The sequence below is a fragment of the Corynebacterium sp. LaCa_205 genome (genome assembly GCF_057458085.1).
In genome coordinates, this window is sequence record NZ_CP190931.1 from 1,345,140 (window position 1) to 1,360,372 (window position 15,233).

Sequence of the window (15,233 nt, forward strand, 5' to 3'; positions counted from 1 at the left end):
CCCTGTTTCCTTGCCCCCTTGTGTACCCATCTTCATCCTGTGTTTTAAGGGGGCCATGTGGCACTATTTAGACATGACTTTTAGATCTGGTGCCGATTTCGGCGGCAAGGAAGCTCGTTCCGGTGGCGGCGGCGGTGGCATCGCCATCGGCGGTGGCGTCGGCTCGATTGTTTTGCTTGGCCTTTTCCTCCTACTTGGCGGTAACCCCTCAGACTTGGGCGCGATTTTAGGCAATGAACAGTCTCAGTCCGATGGCGCCGCGCAGGGCGATAGCCCAGAATGCAAAACTGCAGAAGATGGCAATACCAAAGATGAATGCCTGGTAGAGTTCACCGGCCGCAGCGTGGACAACGTTTGGTCCAAGGTGCTGCCAGAACAGGCAAATATCCAATACACCGAACCGGAGCGCGTGGTCTTCCACGGTGGCGTTAATACCGGATGCGGCGCGGCATCCTCTTCTACCGGCCCCTTCTATTGCCCACGCGATGAGTCCGCCTACTTCGATACCGAGTTCTTTGATTCCCTGCGCAATTTCGGCGCGGAAAATGCCCCTTTGGCCCGCATGTACATCGTGGCCCACGAGTTTGGCCACCACATTCAAAACCTGGAGGGCACCCTCGGCTTGTCGGACTATAACAACCCCGGCGCCGATTCCAACGCCGTAAAGATCGAGCTGCAGGCTGACTGCTACGCCGGGCTGTGGGCCTCCTACGCCGACAAGGGTGACAACCCCTTGCTAGAGCCCATTACCAAAGAACAGGTCTCGGATGCTGTCGCCGCTGCCCAAGCGGTGGGCGATGACAATATTCAACGCCGTTCCGGCGGCCAGGTCCAGCCTGACTCCTGGACCCATGGCTCTTCTGAACAACGCGAGAAGGCATTCCTCGCTGGCTATAACTCCGGCAAGATGTCCCAGTGCGACACCTTGGAGCGCGGGGCCTACCGCGGCTAAAACTACTTTTGGCCGCCGCCTATCCTCTAAGAGCCTAGACGAACTCGCCACCTCCGCTAGCCATACCGACTGTGCCGGGGCTAGCGGGTTTTCTTATCCCTATCCCAGGGCGCTGCAAGCACTCCGCGCTTGGCGACGCCCTCCCTTTCCACCCTTCTCCACACTGGCACCTATCACTATTCACCTAGCTAGTGCATTCTTGGCCGCTTTCATGACCTTAAAACCCTGCGCTCCATTGTGAACGCAAAGAACTCCTTTCCCACGCCCGCTATTACAAATCAGAGCTCATCGCTCAGCCGCACGCAGCAGTGGTACAGCAGATTTCCACCCTCCGGGACATAGTGGTGTCCCCTCCCGAGACCCTTCGCGTCCTGCAGCCGCATCGATGGGTCGCCGCGGATTTCAGCGATAAGCACAAACTCGATGCCGCCGACAGTGCGGATAGAGCGAGGTATCAAGAGCCCAGCGATCGCGCCATCTTTCTGGCCCGCACGGTAAGTGTGCAGGAACCGATGGATTGCCCATCAGAAACCGATAGCCTGGGGAACCGCCCGTGCGCAGCCGTCATCACAGAACACGGCAAAGTAAATGAGACTCCGCTGTGGTTGGTTGCACCGGCGGACCTACCGGTACTAATGGATGCCCTAGAATGGGAATGATTCGCCAGCCGTTCACACTGCGTCTTTTACCCCTGGGCACCGCAGAGAAAGGTAACCATGCAATTCGGCATCTTCAGTATCGGGGATTTAACCACTGACCCCAACTCAGGAAAAACTCCCTCTGAGGCCGAGCGCATCCGCAACTTAACGGAGATTGCACTCAAGGCCGAGGAGGTAGGCCTTGATGTCTTTGCCACCGGCGAGCACCACAACCCGCCCTTCGTGCCGTCCTCACCTACCACGCACTTGGCCTATATCGCCGCGCAGACTAAGCGCTTGCAGCTCTCGACTGCAACGACTCTTATTACTACAAATGACCCGGTCAAGATCGCAGAGGACTATGCCTTCCTGCAGCACCTTGCACAAGGACGAGTAGACCTCATGCTGGGCCGCGGAAATACGGGCCCGGTCTATCCGTGGTTTGGCAAGGATATCCAGCAGGGCATTTCCTTGGCTATTGAAAATTATCACCTGCTGCGCAGGCTCTGGCGCGAGCCAGTTGTTAATTGGCAAGGAAAGTTCCGCACAGGCTTGGAAGGGTTTACCGCCACCCCGGCGCCGCTGGATGGAATTCCACCCTTTGTCTGGCACGGCTCAATTCGTTCGCCGCAAATTGCCGAGCAAGCTGCTTATTACGGCGATGGTTTCTTCCATAACAATATCTTTTGGAATAAGGAACACACGGCTCAGATGGTAGATCTCTACCGCCGTCGTTTTGCAAGCTACGGCCACGGCCAAGCGGACCAAGCGATTGTAGGCCTTGGTGGCCAGGTCTTTATCGGCGATACCGAGCAAGAGGCTAAAGATTTCTTCCGCCCCTACTTCGACAATGCCCCGGTCTATGGACACGGCCCCAGCCTCGAAGAATTCACGGCCCAGACCCCATTGACCGTTGGCACCGTGGAGCAAGTAATTGAAAAGACCCTCAGTTTTGCTGACTGGGCCGGGGACTACCAGCGTCAGCTTTTCCTCATCGATCATGCCGGGCTACCGCAAGAAGTAGTCCTCGAGCAGATAGAAATCCTTGGCACCCAAGTAGTCCCCGAGCTGCGACGACGCTTTGAACAACGCCGTCCCAGCCACGTTCCTTCTCACCCGCCGACGCACGCTAGCTTGCTCGCTGAGCCCAATTCTTCTCACCTGCAGGTCAGCCCTGGAAAGGAACACTAGTTATGCGCTCCCTACTCGTTATTTCAGCTGGCTTATCGCAACCGTCTTCCTCTCGCCGGCTGGCAGACATGCTTGCAGAGGCTACCCGCGCCAAAATCTCCGCGCGCGGTGAAGGGACCCAGATCGACGTCATTGAGATTCGCGATCTGGCTTTCGAACTAGCTACTGCCATGACAGATCGGACTGCGTCGACGCCGGAGTTGGCCCGGGCCCAGGAGTGCATTGCTCAGGCCGATGGACTTATTGCCGTCACCCCTGTATTTCAGGGAAGCTACTCAGGCCTCTTCAAGATGTTCTTTGATACCTTGAAGCCCCATGCACTAGACGATCTTCCCACCATTATCGCAGCTACAGCTGGTTCTTCGCGCCACTCCCTAATTTTGGATTACGCGCTTCGCCCACTGTTTAATCAACTCCACGCAAATATCGTGCCAACGGGAGTTTTTCAGGCTGCGGAAGACTTGGGCACTCCAGAAGGAGAACGCATTGTCACCCGCATTGAACGCTCTGCCATTCAGCTAGCTGACCAAATGGTTGCCCCCAGGGACAGGGTGTCTGGAATCGCTGGCGAGCTGGAGGGGTTGGGTGGCCGTTCTACTGTGCGGCTAGCCAAGGAGAACTTCATCCCCTTGGGAAAGCTCCTGAATGGATACGGCGACTAGGCCACAGGCCGCGGTCTGTACTTCGCATAGGCGGCGATTGATAGAAGGTGTGACTTTCGCTACGCTGGGCACAGAAAATTTGCCTCTCCCCTCGCTTCCGGCTTTGCCCCTTGATACGAGAAAAGCCCCTAGGAGCCAAACACATATCCACCCAGAAAGGTTCGGCACAGCTTAACTATGACAATTAGCGTCACGGACATCTTCTCCATCGGCATCGGCCCGTCCTCTTCGCACACCGTTGGGCCTATGCGCGCGGCTAAGCAATTCCTCGATTCCCTCGAGAAGCACCCGGCGAAGGTGTATACCGAGTTGCGTGGTTCTCTTTCCGCCACTGGCCGCGGGCATGCCTCTGACCGCGCGGTCATCCTCGGTCTCGCTGGCTGGGATCCACTGAGCGTGCCTATCGACGCCGAGCCGCACGCAGGTGGATTTATCCCCAGTGAAGGATCCATTTCTGGCCCCCGCGGCACGGTGGACTATGAGATCGTCTTTGATAACGAGCCACTTCCTCAACACCCCAATGGCATGATTTTTAGTGCTTGGGACGAAAGTGGCAACCTCATCGCAGAAAAAGAAGAGTACTTTTCTGTCGGCGGCGGCTTTATTCTCTCTCGCTCCGAGCTTGATGCAGAAGTCGCCGAAAGCAATGAGGTGCCCGCTGGCGTAGCCGCAGCGCAGGTTGATGACACCGTTCCTTATCATTTCACCACGGGCGAAGAATTGCTCAATCTGTGCGAGGCTCATGACAAGGCAATCTGGGAGATTGTGCTAGCCAACGAAGAAGCCTTGCACCGTGACGAGGGCGGCGCCGAATTCGTTTTGCGGCACCTTGATCTGGTCTGGGACATCATGCGGGAGTGTGTGACCGAAGGTATTTCCACCAAGGGCCTACTACCGGGAGGGTTGCGTGTGCCGCGTCGCGCCCCAAAGATGTACGCCCAGTTGCTGGAAAATCAGGATGACACCAGCTGCGGTTTCTCCGCCATGGAGTGGGTTAACCTCTATGCCCTCGCAGTCAATGAGCAAAACGCGGCCGGTGGCCGCGTCATTACCGCACCGACCAATGGTGCGTGCGGCATCATTCCAGCGGTACTGCATTACGCGCGCGATTTCCGCGCAGACTTCACCCGTTCTACCGCCCGGCGCTACCTATTGACCGCCGGTGCTATCGGCATGATCATCAAAGAAAATGCGTCCATCTCGGGAGCTGAGGTGGGCTGCCAAGGCGAGGTAGGTTCCGCCTCCGCTATGGCCGCTGCGGGTATGGCAGAGCTGCTCGGCGCTACTCCGGCGCAGGTAGAAAATGCCGCGGAGATCGCATTGGAGCATAACTTGGGCCTGACCTGCGACCCAGTTGGCGGATTGGTGCAGATTCCGTGCATCGAACGCAATGCGATCGGTGCGGTTAAATCCATCAATGCCGCACGCATGGCCAAGATGGGCGAAGGCACTCATCATGTGACCTTGGATAATGCAGTGCAAACTATGGCAGAGACCGGCCGCGATATGCTCTCCAAATACAAGGAAACCTCCCTGGGCGGATTGGCTAAGACCATGGGCTTTAGTGTGTCCCAGGTGGAGTGCTAAAACAGACTCCATGCGCGCAGATGCCCTTCACCGCCGCACAGCTATTATTGCCGCGGCGTGTCAGTTATTCCGATCCCACGGCGATAATGTCGCTTTGGATAAGGTAGCCGCACAGGCCGGGGTGAGTGTAGCCACCGTCTATCGCAACTTCCCTAACCGCGCGAGCCTTATCCGCGCTTGCGCAGAATATATGGGCGATGCCTTTGCGAGGTTCCAACAGCGTCTCATCGCTGACTTTGAGGATCCTAAGCATTCCGGCAATGATTATGTCCGCGCCTATGCCACCCATATCCTTACCATGGAGCTTAATACCCTTATCCCTGCCTTCATCCCCCAGGATTTGGATTCTCTGAGCCCCGAGCTAACCGCTCAGCGTGATCTCTTGGAGAGCAATGGGCGCAGGTTTATTGAGCTTGGGCAACAGCACGGCGAGATCGGACCCGGAGTCACCCACCTCGAATTCATTGTGGGACTCCTGAGTCTGGCGCGGCCCCGCGAGGTCGATGTTGAGGCCTACCAACCCGACCTGCAAGAAAAGATTATTGATCTTTACCTGGCGGGCATTAAAAGAGGGCACCGCGCCTAAGCGCGATGCCCACCAGCTACAGAAACTTAAGCCTCGCCGTGCATTTCGCGTGTAAGGACGGAAACTAGGTCAGAGACATTGACGTCGTGCTGCTCGTGTGCGGCTAGGTCCTTAAGCGCAACGGTGCCGTTTTCTAGCTCCTGCTCGCCCAGTACCAGAGCAAAGCGCGCACCTGCGCGGTCCGCACCCTTCATCGCGCCCTTGAGGCCACGGTCTCCAAAAGACATATCCGCGGAAATGCCGGCCTTGCGGAGATCGTTGATAAGAGTGGTCATGGTGCGCTTTGCGGAGGCACCCAGCGCCACGCCAAAGACGTCCACGCGAGAATATACGCCTTCTAGGGTGATGCCCTCGGCTTCAAGAGCCAGCAGGGCGCGGTCGACGCCCAAGCCATAGCCGATGCCAGATAGGTCTTGGCCTCCTAGCTGGGCCATCAGGCCGTCGTAGCGTCCACCGCCACCGATACCGGACTGCGCACCAAGGCCGTCGTGGACGAACTCGAAGCAGGTCTTAGTGTAGTAATCCAGTCCGCGCACCATGCGCGGATTAATCTCATAAGCTACGCCCATATCATCCAACATGCCGGTGACGGTCTCGAAATGCTCGCGGCATTCCGCATTAAGGTGGTCGAGCATCAAGGGGGCATCGACAAGCTGCTCTTGGATCTCCGGACGCCTATCATCCAGCACACGCAGAGGATTGATCTCAGCACGGTGGCAGGTCTCTTCATCCAAATCGAGCTTAAAGAGGAACTCCTGCAGCTTCTCCCGGTAAGCCGGGCGGCAATTGCGATCTCCTAAGCTGGTCAGCTCGAGGCGGAAGCCGCTGAGCCCCAGCGCGCGGAAGGAACGGTCTGCCAAAGCAATGACCTCGGCGTCTAGCGCGGGATCGTCGACACCAATTGCCTCCACGCCCACCTGCTGGAGCTGGCGGTAGCGACCGGCCTGCGGGCGTTCGTAGCGGAAGAACGGACCAAAATAGTTAAGCTTCACGGGCAGTTGGCCACGGTCCAAGTTGTGCTCAATGACAGAGCGCATCACGCCGGCAGTACCCTCTGGGCGCAAAGTAACGGAGCGGTCACCGCGATCGGCGAAGGTGTACATCTCTTTAGATACCACGTCGGTGGACTCGCCTACGCCACGAGCAAAGAGCGCGGTGTCTTCAAAAATGGGCAGCTCAATGTGCTGGAAGCCGGAGAGATGTGCCTGCTCCACCATGGTCTGGCGCACCTTATAGAATGCGGCCGACTGCGGTGGGAAATAGTCTGGGACACCTTTAGGAGCGGACAGGGCTTGAAACTGCTTTTTATTACTCACGGGTATTACAGTACCTCCCTCAATGTAGCGAAGAAGGGATTGGTCGCCCTCTCCTTACGCATGGTGGTGGTGGGGCCATGGCCGGGCAGAATGTCGAGGTTATCCGCCAAACTCCATACTGGTCCCGCGAGGGACTTCTGCATGGCTTTGGGATCCGAGTGAGGTAGGTCGGTGCGACCAATGGCACCGGCAAAGAGCACATCACCAGTTAAGGCAAAGTCCTCAGCAATGATCATGGTGCATCCCGGAGAATGCCCGGGTGCGTGCTTCAAGCTGAAGGTGTGGCCGAGGAGTTCTAGGATTTCCCCGTCTTGTAGCTCGCGCACATCGTTGATGGGGACCATATGGGCGGCGTCGAAAAGCTCCTGCGTCTGGGGCGAAACACCTTCGCCGCTGGCGAGCATAAACTTGTCAGCGGGGTGAATATAAACAGGGATATCGAGCTTTTCGGCAAGGGATCCGGCGTCCCGGGTGTGGTCAATGTGGCCGTGGGTAAGCACGATAGCCTCATAGTCCAGGTCATGCTCTAGGACTTTTTCCATCGCATCCATGCCGGGATCGACGATGAAGGCGCGGCGGCCCTCCGCAATCACATAGGTATTGGTCTGAAAGGGACCGGCAGTAAAACCGAAGATTTCCATACCCACCACCCTAGCTGCCCAGAGAATAAAGAGCCGCCCGGCCCCGCCTTCGTAGATGAACCGCGACCAGCAACGCTGTGCGGCCTAGCTCAAAATATCCCACACCTTCTCATAGTCAAGCTGGGTGACAACACCTGGAACCATTTGTGTGTGCATCACCCGGTGATTTTCATCGGCCACGACCGCGGAGCGAGCAAGGAGGCCTTCCAATACGGAATCGCGTACGGTCACGCCGAATTTCTCTCCAAAGTCAGATCGAAATGCGGAGGCGGCAATGACATCAGCAATGCCTTCCGCAGCGCAAAATCGCTTGAGGGTAAAAGGCAAGTCACGAGAAACGCAAAGAAGCTTAGTGTTATCTAGCTGCGCAACCTGCTCATGGAAACGGCGCAGTTGCTCCTGGCAGGCAGGGGTTTCGATAGACGGAAAGATGGAGATAATAAGGCGCGTGCCCGCGAAAGTCTCATTGTTAATCTGACTCAGGTCCGTACCGATGAGTTCGAATTCGGGCAGCGGTTCTCCCACTGCGGGAAGTTCACCAACGGTGGGTGTTGGCGGGTCGATAAAATCTGGTTCAACCATAGAAACCAGAGTACCCATGACTTGGCCCAATAGCCATTGACTAGCCCGATTTACTTGCCCACGCTTTATTCGAAGTATGGAACCGCTAAACTCGGTCAGGTTGAATCATGCCACCGAAAATCGCTAGAAAGGTTGACTCCCGGTGCCAAATAATAAAAAGCGCGGCGAAGAGGCGCTGAGCAAGCTCGAGCGCGAGCTAAAATCCCGCGAACGCAAGCAAAAGACACGCCCGCTGGGCGTTGTCTTCGCGTCCCTCGTAGTAATCCTCGCCCTGGTAGGCGGTATTTACTACTTGTCCACCCGCGAAGGCGACGATGAGAAGGTACAGGCTGAGGAGTCCTCCGCAGCTGAGACCTCGCAGCAAACCCCACAGGCACAGCCCATCGCAGATAAGCGTGCAAAGGCTCTGCCAGATACCGTGACCTGTAAGTACGAGGACACCGGTCAAGATTCCAACGGTGCGACCAAGCCGAATGGAAAGGATATTTCCACCAAGGGCACCGTTACCGTTTCCTTTGAGACTTCTCAGGGCACCATTGAGATGGAGATGGATCGTGCCAAGGCGCCGTGTGCCACCAACGCAATTTCTGAGTTGGCAAAGTCTGGCTACTACGACAACACCGTTTGCCACCGTATGACCTCGGGTGGTCTCAACGTCTTGCAGTGTGGCGATCCGACCGGTTCCGGTTCCGGCGGCCCTGGCTTCAGCTTCGCTGATGAGTACCCCACCGACGAGGTGGATGAGAAGGATGCCCAGAACCCCGTTATCTACCCGCGCGGCTCCGTTGCCATGGCAAATAGCGGTCCAGACACCAATGGTTCTCAGTTCTTCCTCAACTATGACGATTCTGAGTTGACCCCGAACTACACCTACTTCGCCACCATTACCGATGAAGGTATGAAGACGATGGACAAGATTGCCAAGAACGGTGTCGAAGGCGGCCAGCCAGACGGCAAGCCAGCAAAGGAAGTCAAGATCAAGAAGGCAACCGTCAAGGCCTAGGCGCTTTAAAAGCCCTGCTTGGCGACGCCTCCCCTGCCACCACCGCACACCCCCTAACGGGGGCAAGGGTTAAGCCCCGCGCATTCGTCACTTTCACAACGTACGGACGCGCCGGGGCTTATACTTTCCTTAATTTAACCTGAGCCTGAATATGAGCCCTTAGCTGCAGAAACACTAAGCCTCTAAAATTCCCCTAGTTCACACTAGCCACAAGAGCAAACTTGCAGCACACAGCAGACTTTCAGATATTTCAGCGAGTAAACAGAGACCTGCCAATACTGTTGCGGAAGCCTGTCAGCCTGTCTAGTATTTGAAACGTCTTTGAACGCACCAAGCTTGTTAGGAATCAAACATGAAGCTTTTCTCCCGCAAGGCACTCGTTGCCGGCGCAACCGCTCTGTCCGTCGCTTTCGCAGGCACCACCGTTGCAAACGCTGAGGACACCACCAACGAACTGTCCTCCCGCATCACCAACACTTTCGAAGGTATGTCCTCCGACGGCAACAACTACGCTTCTGAAAAGGACGGCGAGTCCAACTCCAACGCTGACGACTCCAAGAAGAAGGAAGACACCCGCACTTCCAAGGAGAAGGCAGAAGACATCAAGGCTTGGATCGGCGTTGTTACCGCCGTCATCGGCGCTCTGGGCACCCTGTTCGCCTTCGCAAATAAGTACCTCGACCTGCCTTTCGGCAACAAGTAAGGTCACCGCTTCATAGCGATTCTTAAGCCGCTGCATTCCAAATGGGAATGCAGCGGCTTTTTTGTAGGCTTTTGAGCAATTGGAAGAACTGCTCGACGCTAGTGCTTTCGAGTCTTAGGAATGCTTCTAGGACTCTTTGGCGTCTTCAATGTACTCGGACCCTACGAGGTCTTTGAAAAGCTCTGGATCGATTGTTTGACCGACCCTGATGACAGAGATATGACCCGTGGGCTCCAGGATCATAATCTGTACGTCCTGCATGCGGCTAATGCCTGCCTTGCGGGCAGCAGAATAGATATCTGACTTAGTAATATGTGCCAGGGTCAAGTTATCCTCAACCATTTTCCCGCGAAATACTAGGAGAACTGGGCGCCGGTCAAGAAAGCGAGTCCACTTCACCACTTTGCGGATAGTACCGAACGCGGCCTCTAGAGCCATCAGAGTAGTCAAACCGATTACGCCGGCGGCCAGGGTCGGTGGATTACCCACAATGACACGGCCTGCAACCGCGCCAAACATAATGATGATGATGGCATCTGAGGCCGTCATGGAAGTAAGGACCCGGGAGCCAAAAATCTTCACTAAGACCATGAAGGATAGGTAGATGCCCAAAGTGGCCAATACGACAACTGGGATACGGTGCCATTCAATGCCTAGTTGATAGGTAATTTCGCGCAGGAAGAGGTCTAGAGTATCCACGGTTGATTAGGTTACCTGGCTGCTGCACGGCATACAGAAAAGGCGGAGCGATACTCCCCCGTTCAGGAAGAACCGCTCCGCCTAGCGCCGTGATGGCTTAGAGGTGGAATTGCTTGCGCAGGTCCTCAATCATCTTGCGCGCTGGGGCAGGAAGAATCTGCGGGTTCATACCCACAACCGCAACACCAGCTACCAGCGCCGCAACAATGGCAAATACTGCGCTGCCCATGGAAGAACCGTTAGAGGACAAGGAGGAACCCTTCGGCTCGGGCTTAGCACCCGGCTCCTGGGAGCCCTCGCCGCTTACCTCGATAGGCAGAGTTGCCTTTGTGCCGGCGTCAGTGGTGATTTCGAGGTTTTGCTTGCCGCTGAGGTTTTCTGGAACGGTGAGCTTTACCGTTGCACGTCCGCGCTCGCCAAATTGCGCATCGCCTTCCTGGGCAGCGTTGTCGATGTCGACGGTCTGCTCAGCGTCACCCAACTTCACGGTTGCCTTCTTGGCAATCGGCTCACCCTCGGTGGAGTAATTAAGGCTAGACAGATTGACGGTAATTTCCTTACCCGGCTTCACCTCACCTTCAACGTGGGCACCGATTTGACCTTGTCCGGTGCGGACCTCAGATTCACCCGACTTGATGTAGTCAATCATGGCCTGAGTGTCCATGTAGCCCACATCGTTTTTGTCCTTGATGGAACCAGCGTTGAAATAGCCATCGCCGCCGGCTTCTTCGTCACTAGAAGCAAGGAAGGACGACAACGCGATGGAATAATCCTTCTTCGGGTCAATCTGTTCGCCGTTGATGGTCACGGACTTTACCCGCTCACCCTTATTGGCCTTCTGGTCGTAGACCACCTGCACATTATTGGAAAGCCCCATGGCCAAGCGCGGACGGCTGCCTTCCTGCCACTGGTTTTCCAAAGCATTGATGAACTCCTCGCCGGAAATCTTTGCGGTAATCACGGAGTTACCAAACGGCTGCACCTCAAAGATGTCCTTGTAGGTAACGTCGCCACCCTTCAGGTCAGCACGCACACCACCGGCGTTCATGACACCGATCTCGATATCCTTACCTACCTGCTTGCTCATGGCATAGCGTTGGCCATCTGCGATGAAGTTATTGAGGGTGGATTCTACGCCACGGTTGGAGCCTGCCTCTGCGCCTTTGTCAGAGCCACGGAACAGGTCCTGCTTGACGTTTCCTGCAGTCTTGGAGCCTTCTACCTCGGCTTCCTTTTGTGCCTTTTCCACCACAGCTGCAATGCCAGCGTCCGGCTCGACAGCGGTAGCGTCGGTAGCATCGTACTGGCTGAGTTTGATGTCGGTTACCTTCTTGGCGGACTTGTCAAAGGTAATGTCGACGTCGTTAAGCAACTTGCCATACTCATGCCCCTGCGCCCATTGCAACGGGAGTGCACCTTCGCGCGGGACTTCGCCCTTGGTGCGCTGGTGAGTATCGCCGCCGAAAAGCACGTCTACGTCTTTACTGAAGCCCTCGGCATATTCTTGGGCATCCTCGTGGAAAAGGGCGACAACAACGTCCGCTTCGCCGGACTCCTTTAGCCGGGCGGCCTCTTCATTGGTTGCCTTTACTGGATCCGTGAAGGTAACGCCCGGGATCTTGGCCGCAGATACCTTGTACTTGGTATTTTCCGTCACGGTTCCGACATAGCCCACCTTGACGCCGTCCACGTCTTCAACGTGAGAAGGCTTAAGCAAGGGCTTGCCGTCTTTCAGCACGTTGGCACCCAAGATGGGATACGTGGAGTTCGGCTGAATGCGCTCGGTTAGATCCTCGGTGCCCTTATCAAACTCGTGGTTGCCCACTGCGGATACCTTCATGCCCATCTGATTGAGAGCCTCAAGGGTGTACTTGTCATCAGAAATTGCAGATACAAAGGCAGAGCCGCCTACGTTATCGCCCGAAGAAGTCAGGTTGAATTCCTGACCTTCATTCACCTGCTTGATTAGGGACTGCAAACGAGCCACGCCAATTTCATCGCCGGCCTTTGCTGGGTCGCCGATCTTGTCCTCCAAGTGACCGTGAATATCGGTGATATTGGTGACAGAGATGGTGGTCTTGTTTTCTTGTGCGACCGCCTGCGCGCCGGAGAGAGCTACAGCGGATACGGTAGTGGCGGCCACAAGTTGGCCGATGCGGCGAAACTGCATTGAAATACTCCTAGATTGTAGAAAGCAACAGGATAATTTATATCGCTTTACTAACAACTTGGCAGGAGAAACTAAGCTCGCTTGCTGGGGATTTACCTGGCAGAAGCCGAAAATTCATACACTGGTAACCAGCCCGAAGCCTTCGCGTTGCTTGCCCCGCCCCTCCTTGAGGGTAAGGAGAAAGCGCGCTAAGCAGTTACTCGGTAAACGTCGAAGACGCCTTCCGTATTGCGCAAGGTCGTCATTAACGTGCCCAGCTGCTTGGTGTCTGACACCGAGAACGTAAACCTAACCGTCGCAATGTGGTCATCTCCCCGGTTGGAGTTCATAGTCAAAACGTTGATGTTCTCATCACTCATAACGCGGGTGAGCTCTGAAAGAAGGCCTTGCCGGTCAAGGGCTTCCAATTGCAACGTCGCAGAGAAAGCACCGGTAGCGGAGGTCCCAGAAGACCAGGCCACCTCTAGCATGCGCTCGGGTTCTGCTTTGAGCTTTTCCGCGTTGGTGCAGTCGGCTCGGTGCACTGATACTCCGCCGCCTCGGGTTACGAAACCAAAGATGGTATCGCCTGGTACAGGCTGGCAGCATTTGGCGAGCTTGGCCATTACATCAGGGCTGCCCTCCACCAAGATGCCGGTGCCCGATGCGGAGTCCTCGGTGTGCTGGGCACGGGAATTTTCAATCTCAGACAGCGGCGTGCGCGAGGCCAAAGTGTCAATTGCATCGTCCTGGTCCCCAAACATGGCAACCAATTGATTGGCAACATGTTGCGCAGATACTTGGCCCGCGCCGATGGCGGTATACAGCGAATCGACATCAGCGTGGTGCAGCTGCTCCGCCACCTGCTTCATAGATCTGGCGGTAAACAGGCGGTGCATCGGCAGGCCGCCTCGCTGGACCTCAGTGGCTAGGGCATCTCGCCCTGCCTCCAAATGTTCTTCGCGGCGCTCTTTGGCAAACCACTGCCGTACCTTGGTCTTAGCGCGTGCAGATACCAGAAAGTCCTGCCAATCACGGGACGGGCCTGCGTTAGGGTCTTTAGAAGTAAAGATCTCAACCTTGTCACCGGATTTTAGCTTCGATTCCAGTGCTACCAGCTTGCCATTGACCTTGGCACCGATACACCTATGCCCCACTTCGGTATGTACTGCATAGGCAAAGTCCACCGGAGTAGAACCTGCGGGCAGATTTACTACGTCACCCTTAGGGGTAAAGGCAAAGATTTGCTTAGCGGTAAGGTCATAGCGCAAGGAGTCTAGGAACTCATTAGGGTCAGCTGCTTCCTTCTGCCAGTCCAGAAGTTGGCGCATCCACGCCATCTGGTCCACTTCTTCTTGGTGGCCCGAGTTTTTGCCCTTGGTTTCCTTGTAGCGCCAGTGAGCGGCCACGCCGAATTCGGCATTGTAGTGCATCTCGTGGGTGCGTACCTGGACCTCCAGCGTGGCACCACCATCGCCTAGCACTGTGGTGTGCAGCGATTGATAGACACCAAATCGCGGCGAAGAAATATAGTCCTTAAAGCGCCCGGGCAGAGCTTGGTAGATCGAGTGAACCACGCCAATTGCGGCATAACAGCTATTGACATCCTCTACTAGGATGCGGATACCCACTAGGTCAAAAATCTCTGCAAAGTCGCGGCCACGTACGATCATCTTTTGGTAGATGGACCAGTAGTGCTTTGGCCGGCCCATAACCTCAGCTTCAATGCCGTTTTCCTTCAATGCCGCACTAACTTGGCTAATGATCTCTTTGAGCGCGCGGTCACGCGAGGGGGCGCGGTCTGCCACCATGCGCACAATCTCGTCGTACTTTTTGGGGTACAGGATGGCAAAGGATAGGTCCTCCAGCTCCCACTTCACACTGGCCATGCCTAAGCGGTGAGCTAATGGAGCGATAACCTCGAGGGTTTGGCGCGCCTTTTTGGCCTGCTTTTCGGGCGGGAGGAACCGCATCGTACGCATATTGTGCAGGCGGTCGCTGACCTTAATGACCAAGACGCGCGGGTCAGTGGCCATGGCTACGATCATCTTGCGGATGGTTTCCGCCTCTGCGGCCGAGCCCAGCGCCACCTTATCCAACTTCGTCACGCCGTCAACCAGCCGGGCCACCTCGGGGCCGAAATCCCTGGTGAGGTCGTCTAAGGAGTAGTCCGTATCCTCCACCGTATCGTGCAAGAGCGCTGCCACGATGGTGGTGGTGTCCATACCAATTTCCGCAGCGATCGTAGCAACGGCAAGTGGGTGGGTGATATAAGGTTCTCCAGATTTGCGGAAAACCCCTTCATGCAGACGCTCGGCGGTGTTATAAGCACGATTGAGCAGGTCTGAGTCGGCCTTAGGGTGAAACTTGCGGTGGATGGACATCAGCGGGTCCAGCACCGGATTCACCCTGACTCGGCCGCCTGTGAGCGAACGGGCAAGGCGAGCCGACATGCTACGCATACCGCCGCCGGTCTGGCGCTTTACGGGTTTATCCATGGCCATTTCTACCGCCCTTCACAGTG

At 56.1% G+C, this 15,233-nt stretch carries 13 protein-coding genes; 7 read left to right on the forward strand and 6 right to left on the reverse strand.

Annotated features, from left to right (window positions below; all coding sequences use genetic code 11):
• Positions 1-73 precede the first annotated feature (73 nt).
• The 5 genes from ypfJ to ACP8J1_RS06545 all read left to right on the forward strand — a co-directional run bounded on the left by ypfJ (position 74) and on the right by ACP8J1_RS06545 (position 5,616).
• Entirely contained in the window at positions 74-952 is an 879-nt protein-coding gene (ypfJ, locus tag ACP8J1_RS06525; protein WP_034655834.1) for a KPN_02809 family neutral zinc metallopeptidase, read from the forward strand.
• A 716-nt stretch (positions 953-1,668) separates the two neighbouring features.
• Entirely contained in the window at positions 1,669-2,781 is a 1,113-nt protein-coding gene (locus ACP8J1_RS06530; RefSeq protein ID WP_023021450.1) for an LLM class flavin-dependent oxidoreductase, read from the forward strand.
• 2 nt (positions 2,782-2,783) lie between these two features.
• The gene (locus ACP8J1_RS06535; protein WP_023021449.1) at positions 2,784-3,443 is read left to right on the forward strand and encodes an FMN reductase; all 660 of its coding nucleotides are present in this window, start codon (positions 2,784-2,786) and stop codon (positions 3,441-3,443) included.
• A gap of 177 nt (positions 3,444-3,620) precedes the next feature.
• The gene (locus tag ACP8J1_RS06540; protein ID WP_023027859.1) at positions 3,621-5,030 is read left to right on the forward strand and encodes an L-serine ammonia-lyase; all 1,410 of its coding nucleotides are present in this window, start codon (positions 3,621-3,623) and stop codon (positions 5,028-5,030) included.
• A gap of 10 nt (positions 5,031-5,040) precedes the next feature.
• Positions 5,041-5,616 (forward strand): TetR/AcrR family transcriptional regulator, encoded by a 576-nt coding sequence (locus tag ACP8J1_RS06545; protein WP_023021447.1) that lies wholly within the window; start codon positions 5,041-5,043, stop codon positions 5,614-5,616.
• 26 nt (positions 5,617-5,642) lie between these two features.
• Here ACP8J1_RS06545 and hisS read toward each other — a convergent pair whose 3' ends face one another.
• From hisS to tpx, 3 genes are all read right to left on the reverse strand, one after another.
• Positions 5,643-6,932 carry a histidine--tRNA ligase gene (gene hisS / locus ACP8J1_RS06550; protein ID WP_023021446.1) on the reverse strand — a complete coding sequence of 430 codons (1,290 nt, stop codon included), beginning with the start codon at positions 6,930-6,932 and terminating at the stop codon, positions 5,643-5,645.
• A gap of 5 nt (positions 6,933-6,937) precedes the next feature.
• Complete coding sequence (locus ACP8J1_RS06555; RefSeq protein ID WP_023021445.1) at positions 6,938-7,573, reverse strand: MBL fold metallo-hydrolase; 636 nt, start codon at positions 7,571-7,573, stop codon at positions 6,938-6,940.
• Between the two features lie 84 nt (positions 7,574-7,657).
• Entirely contained in the window at positions 7,658-8,155 is a 498-nt protein-coding gene (gene tpx / locus ACP8J1_RS06560; RefSeq protein WP_034655835.1) for a thiol peroxidase, read from the reverse strand.
• Between the two features lie 142 nt (positions 8,156-8,297).
• Here tpx and ACP8J1_RS06565 point away from each other — a divergent pair, with 142 nt between their 5' ends.
• Positions 8,298-9,158 carry a peptidylprolyl isomerase gene (locus ACP8J1_RS06565; protein WP_023021443.1) on the forward strand — a complete coding sequence of 287 codons (861 nt, stop codon included), beginning with the start codon at positions 8,298-8,300 and terminating at the stop codon, positions 9,156-9,158.
• 352 nt (positions 9,159-9,510) lie between these two features.
• On the forward strand, positions 9,511-9,861 hold the full coding sequence (locus ACP8J1_RS06570) for a hypothetical protein (protein ID WP_023021442.1): 351 nt from the start codon (positions 9,511-9,513) through the stop codon (positions 9,859-9,861).
• Positions 9,862-9,987: 126 nt separating this feature from the next.
• Here the strand turns inward: ACP8J1_RS06570 and ACP8J1_RS06575 are convergent, their stop codons facing one another.
• The 3 genes from ACP8J1_RS06575 to ACP8J1_RS06585 all read right to left on the reverse strand — a co-directional run bounded on the left by ACP8J1_RS06575 (position 9,988) and on the right by ACP8J1_RS06585 (position 15,207).
• A complete protein-coding gene (locus tag ACP8J1_RS06575; protein WP_023021441.1) occupies positions 9,988-10,560 on the reverse strand; it encodes a DUF421 domain-containing protein in 573 nt (190 codons plus the stop codon).
• 97 nt (positions 10,561-10,657) lie between these two features.
• A complete protein-coding gene (locus ACP8J1_RS06580) occupies positions 10,658-12,730 on the reverse strand; it encodes a bifunctional metallophosphatase/5'-nucleotidase (protein ID WP_023021440.1) in 2,073 nt (690 codons plus the stop codon).
• A 188-nt stretch (positions 12,731-12,918) separates the two neighbouring features.
• Positions 12,919-15,207 carry a RelA/SpoT family protein gene (locus ACP8J1_RS06585; RefSeq protein ID WP_156900699.1) on the reverse strand — a complete coding sequence of 763 codons (2,289 nt, stop codon included), beginning with the start codon at positions 15,205-15,207 and terminating at the stop codon, positions 12,919-12,921.
• Between the last annotated feature and the right edge of the window lie 26 nt (positions 15,208-15,233).

Bases quoted from the DNA above. Each gene is read 5' to 3' on its own strand.
- tpx (WP_034655835.1), bottom strand. From the start codon at position 8,155: ATGGTTGAACCAGATTTTATCGACCCGCCAACACCCACCGTTGGTGAA.
- ACP8J1_RS06535 (WP_023021449.1), top strand. From the start codon at position 2,784: ATGCGCTCCCTACTCGTTATTTCAGCTGGCTTATCGCAACCGTCTTCC.
- ACP8J1_RS06570 (WP_023021442.1), top strand. From the start codon at position 9,511: ATGAAGCTTTTCTCCCGCAAGGCACTCGTTGCCGGCGCAACCGCTCTG.
- ACP8J1_RS06555 (WP_023021445.1), bottom strand. From the start codon at position 7,573: ATGGAAATCTTCGGTTTTACTGCCGGTCCCTTTCAGACCAATACCTAT.
- ACP8J1_RS06580 (WP_023021440.1), bottom strand. From the start codon at position 12,730: ATGCAGTTTCGCCGCATCGGCCAACTTGTGGCCGCCACTACCGTATCC.
- ACP8J1_RS06530 (WP_023021450.1), top strand. From the start codon at position 1,669: ATGCAATTCGGCATCTTCAGTATCGGGGATTTAACCACTGACCCCAAC.
- ypfJ (WP_034655834.1), top strand. From the start codon at position 74: ATGACTTTTAGATCTGGTGCCGATTTCGGCGGCAAGGAAGCTCGTTCC.
- ACP8J1_RS06540 (WP_023027859.1), top strand. From the start codon at position 3,621: ATGACAATTAGCGTCACGGACATCTTCTCCATCGGCATCGGCCCGTCC.
- ACP8J1_RS06585 (WP_156900699.1), bottom strand. From the start codon at position 15,207: ATGGATAAACCCGTAAAGCGCCAGACCGGCGGCGGTATGCGTAGCATG.
- ACP8J1_RS06545 (WP_023021447.1), top strand. From the start codon at position 5,041: ATGCGCGCAGATGCCCTTCACCGCCGCACAGCTATTATTGCCGCGGCG.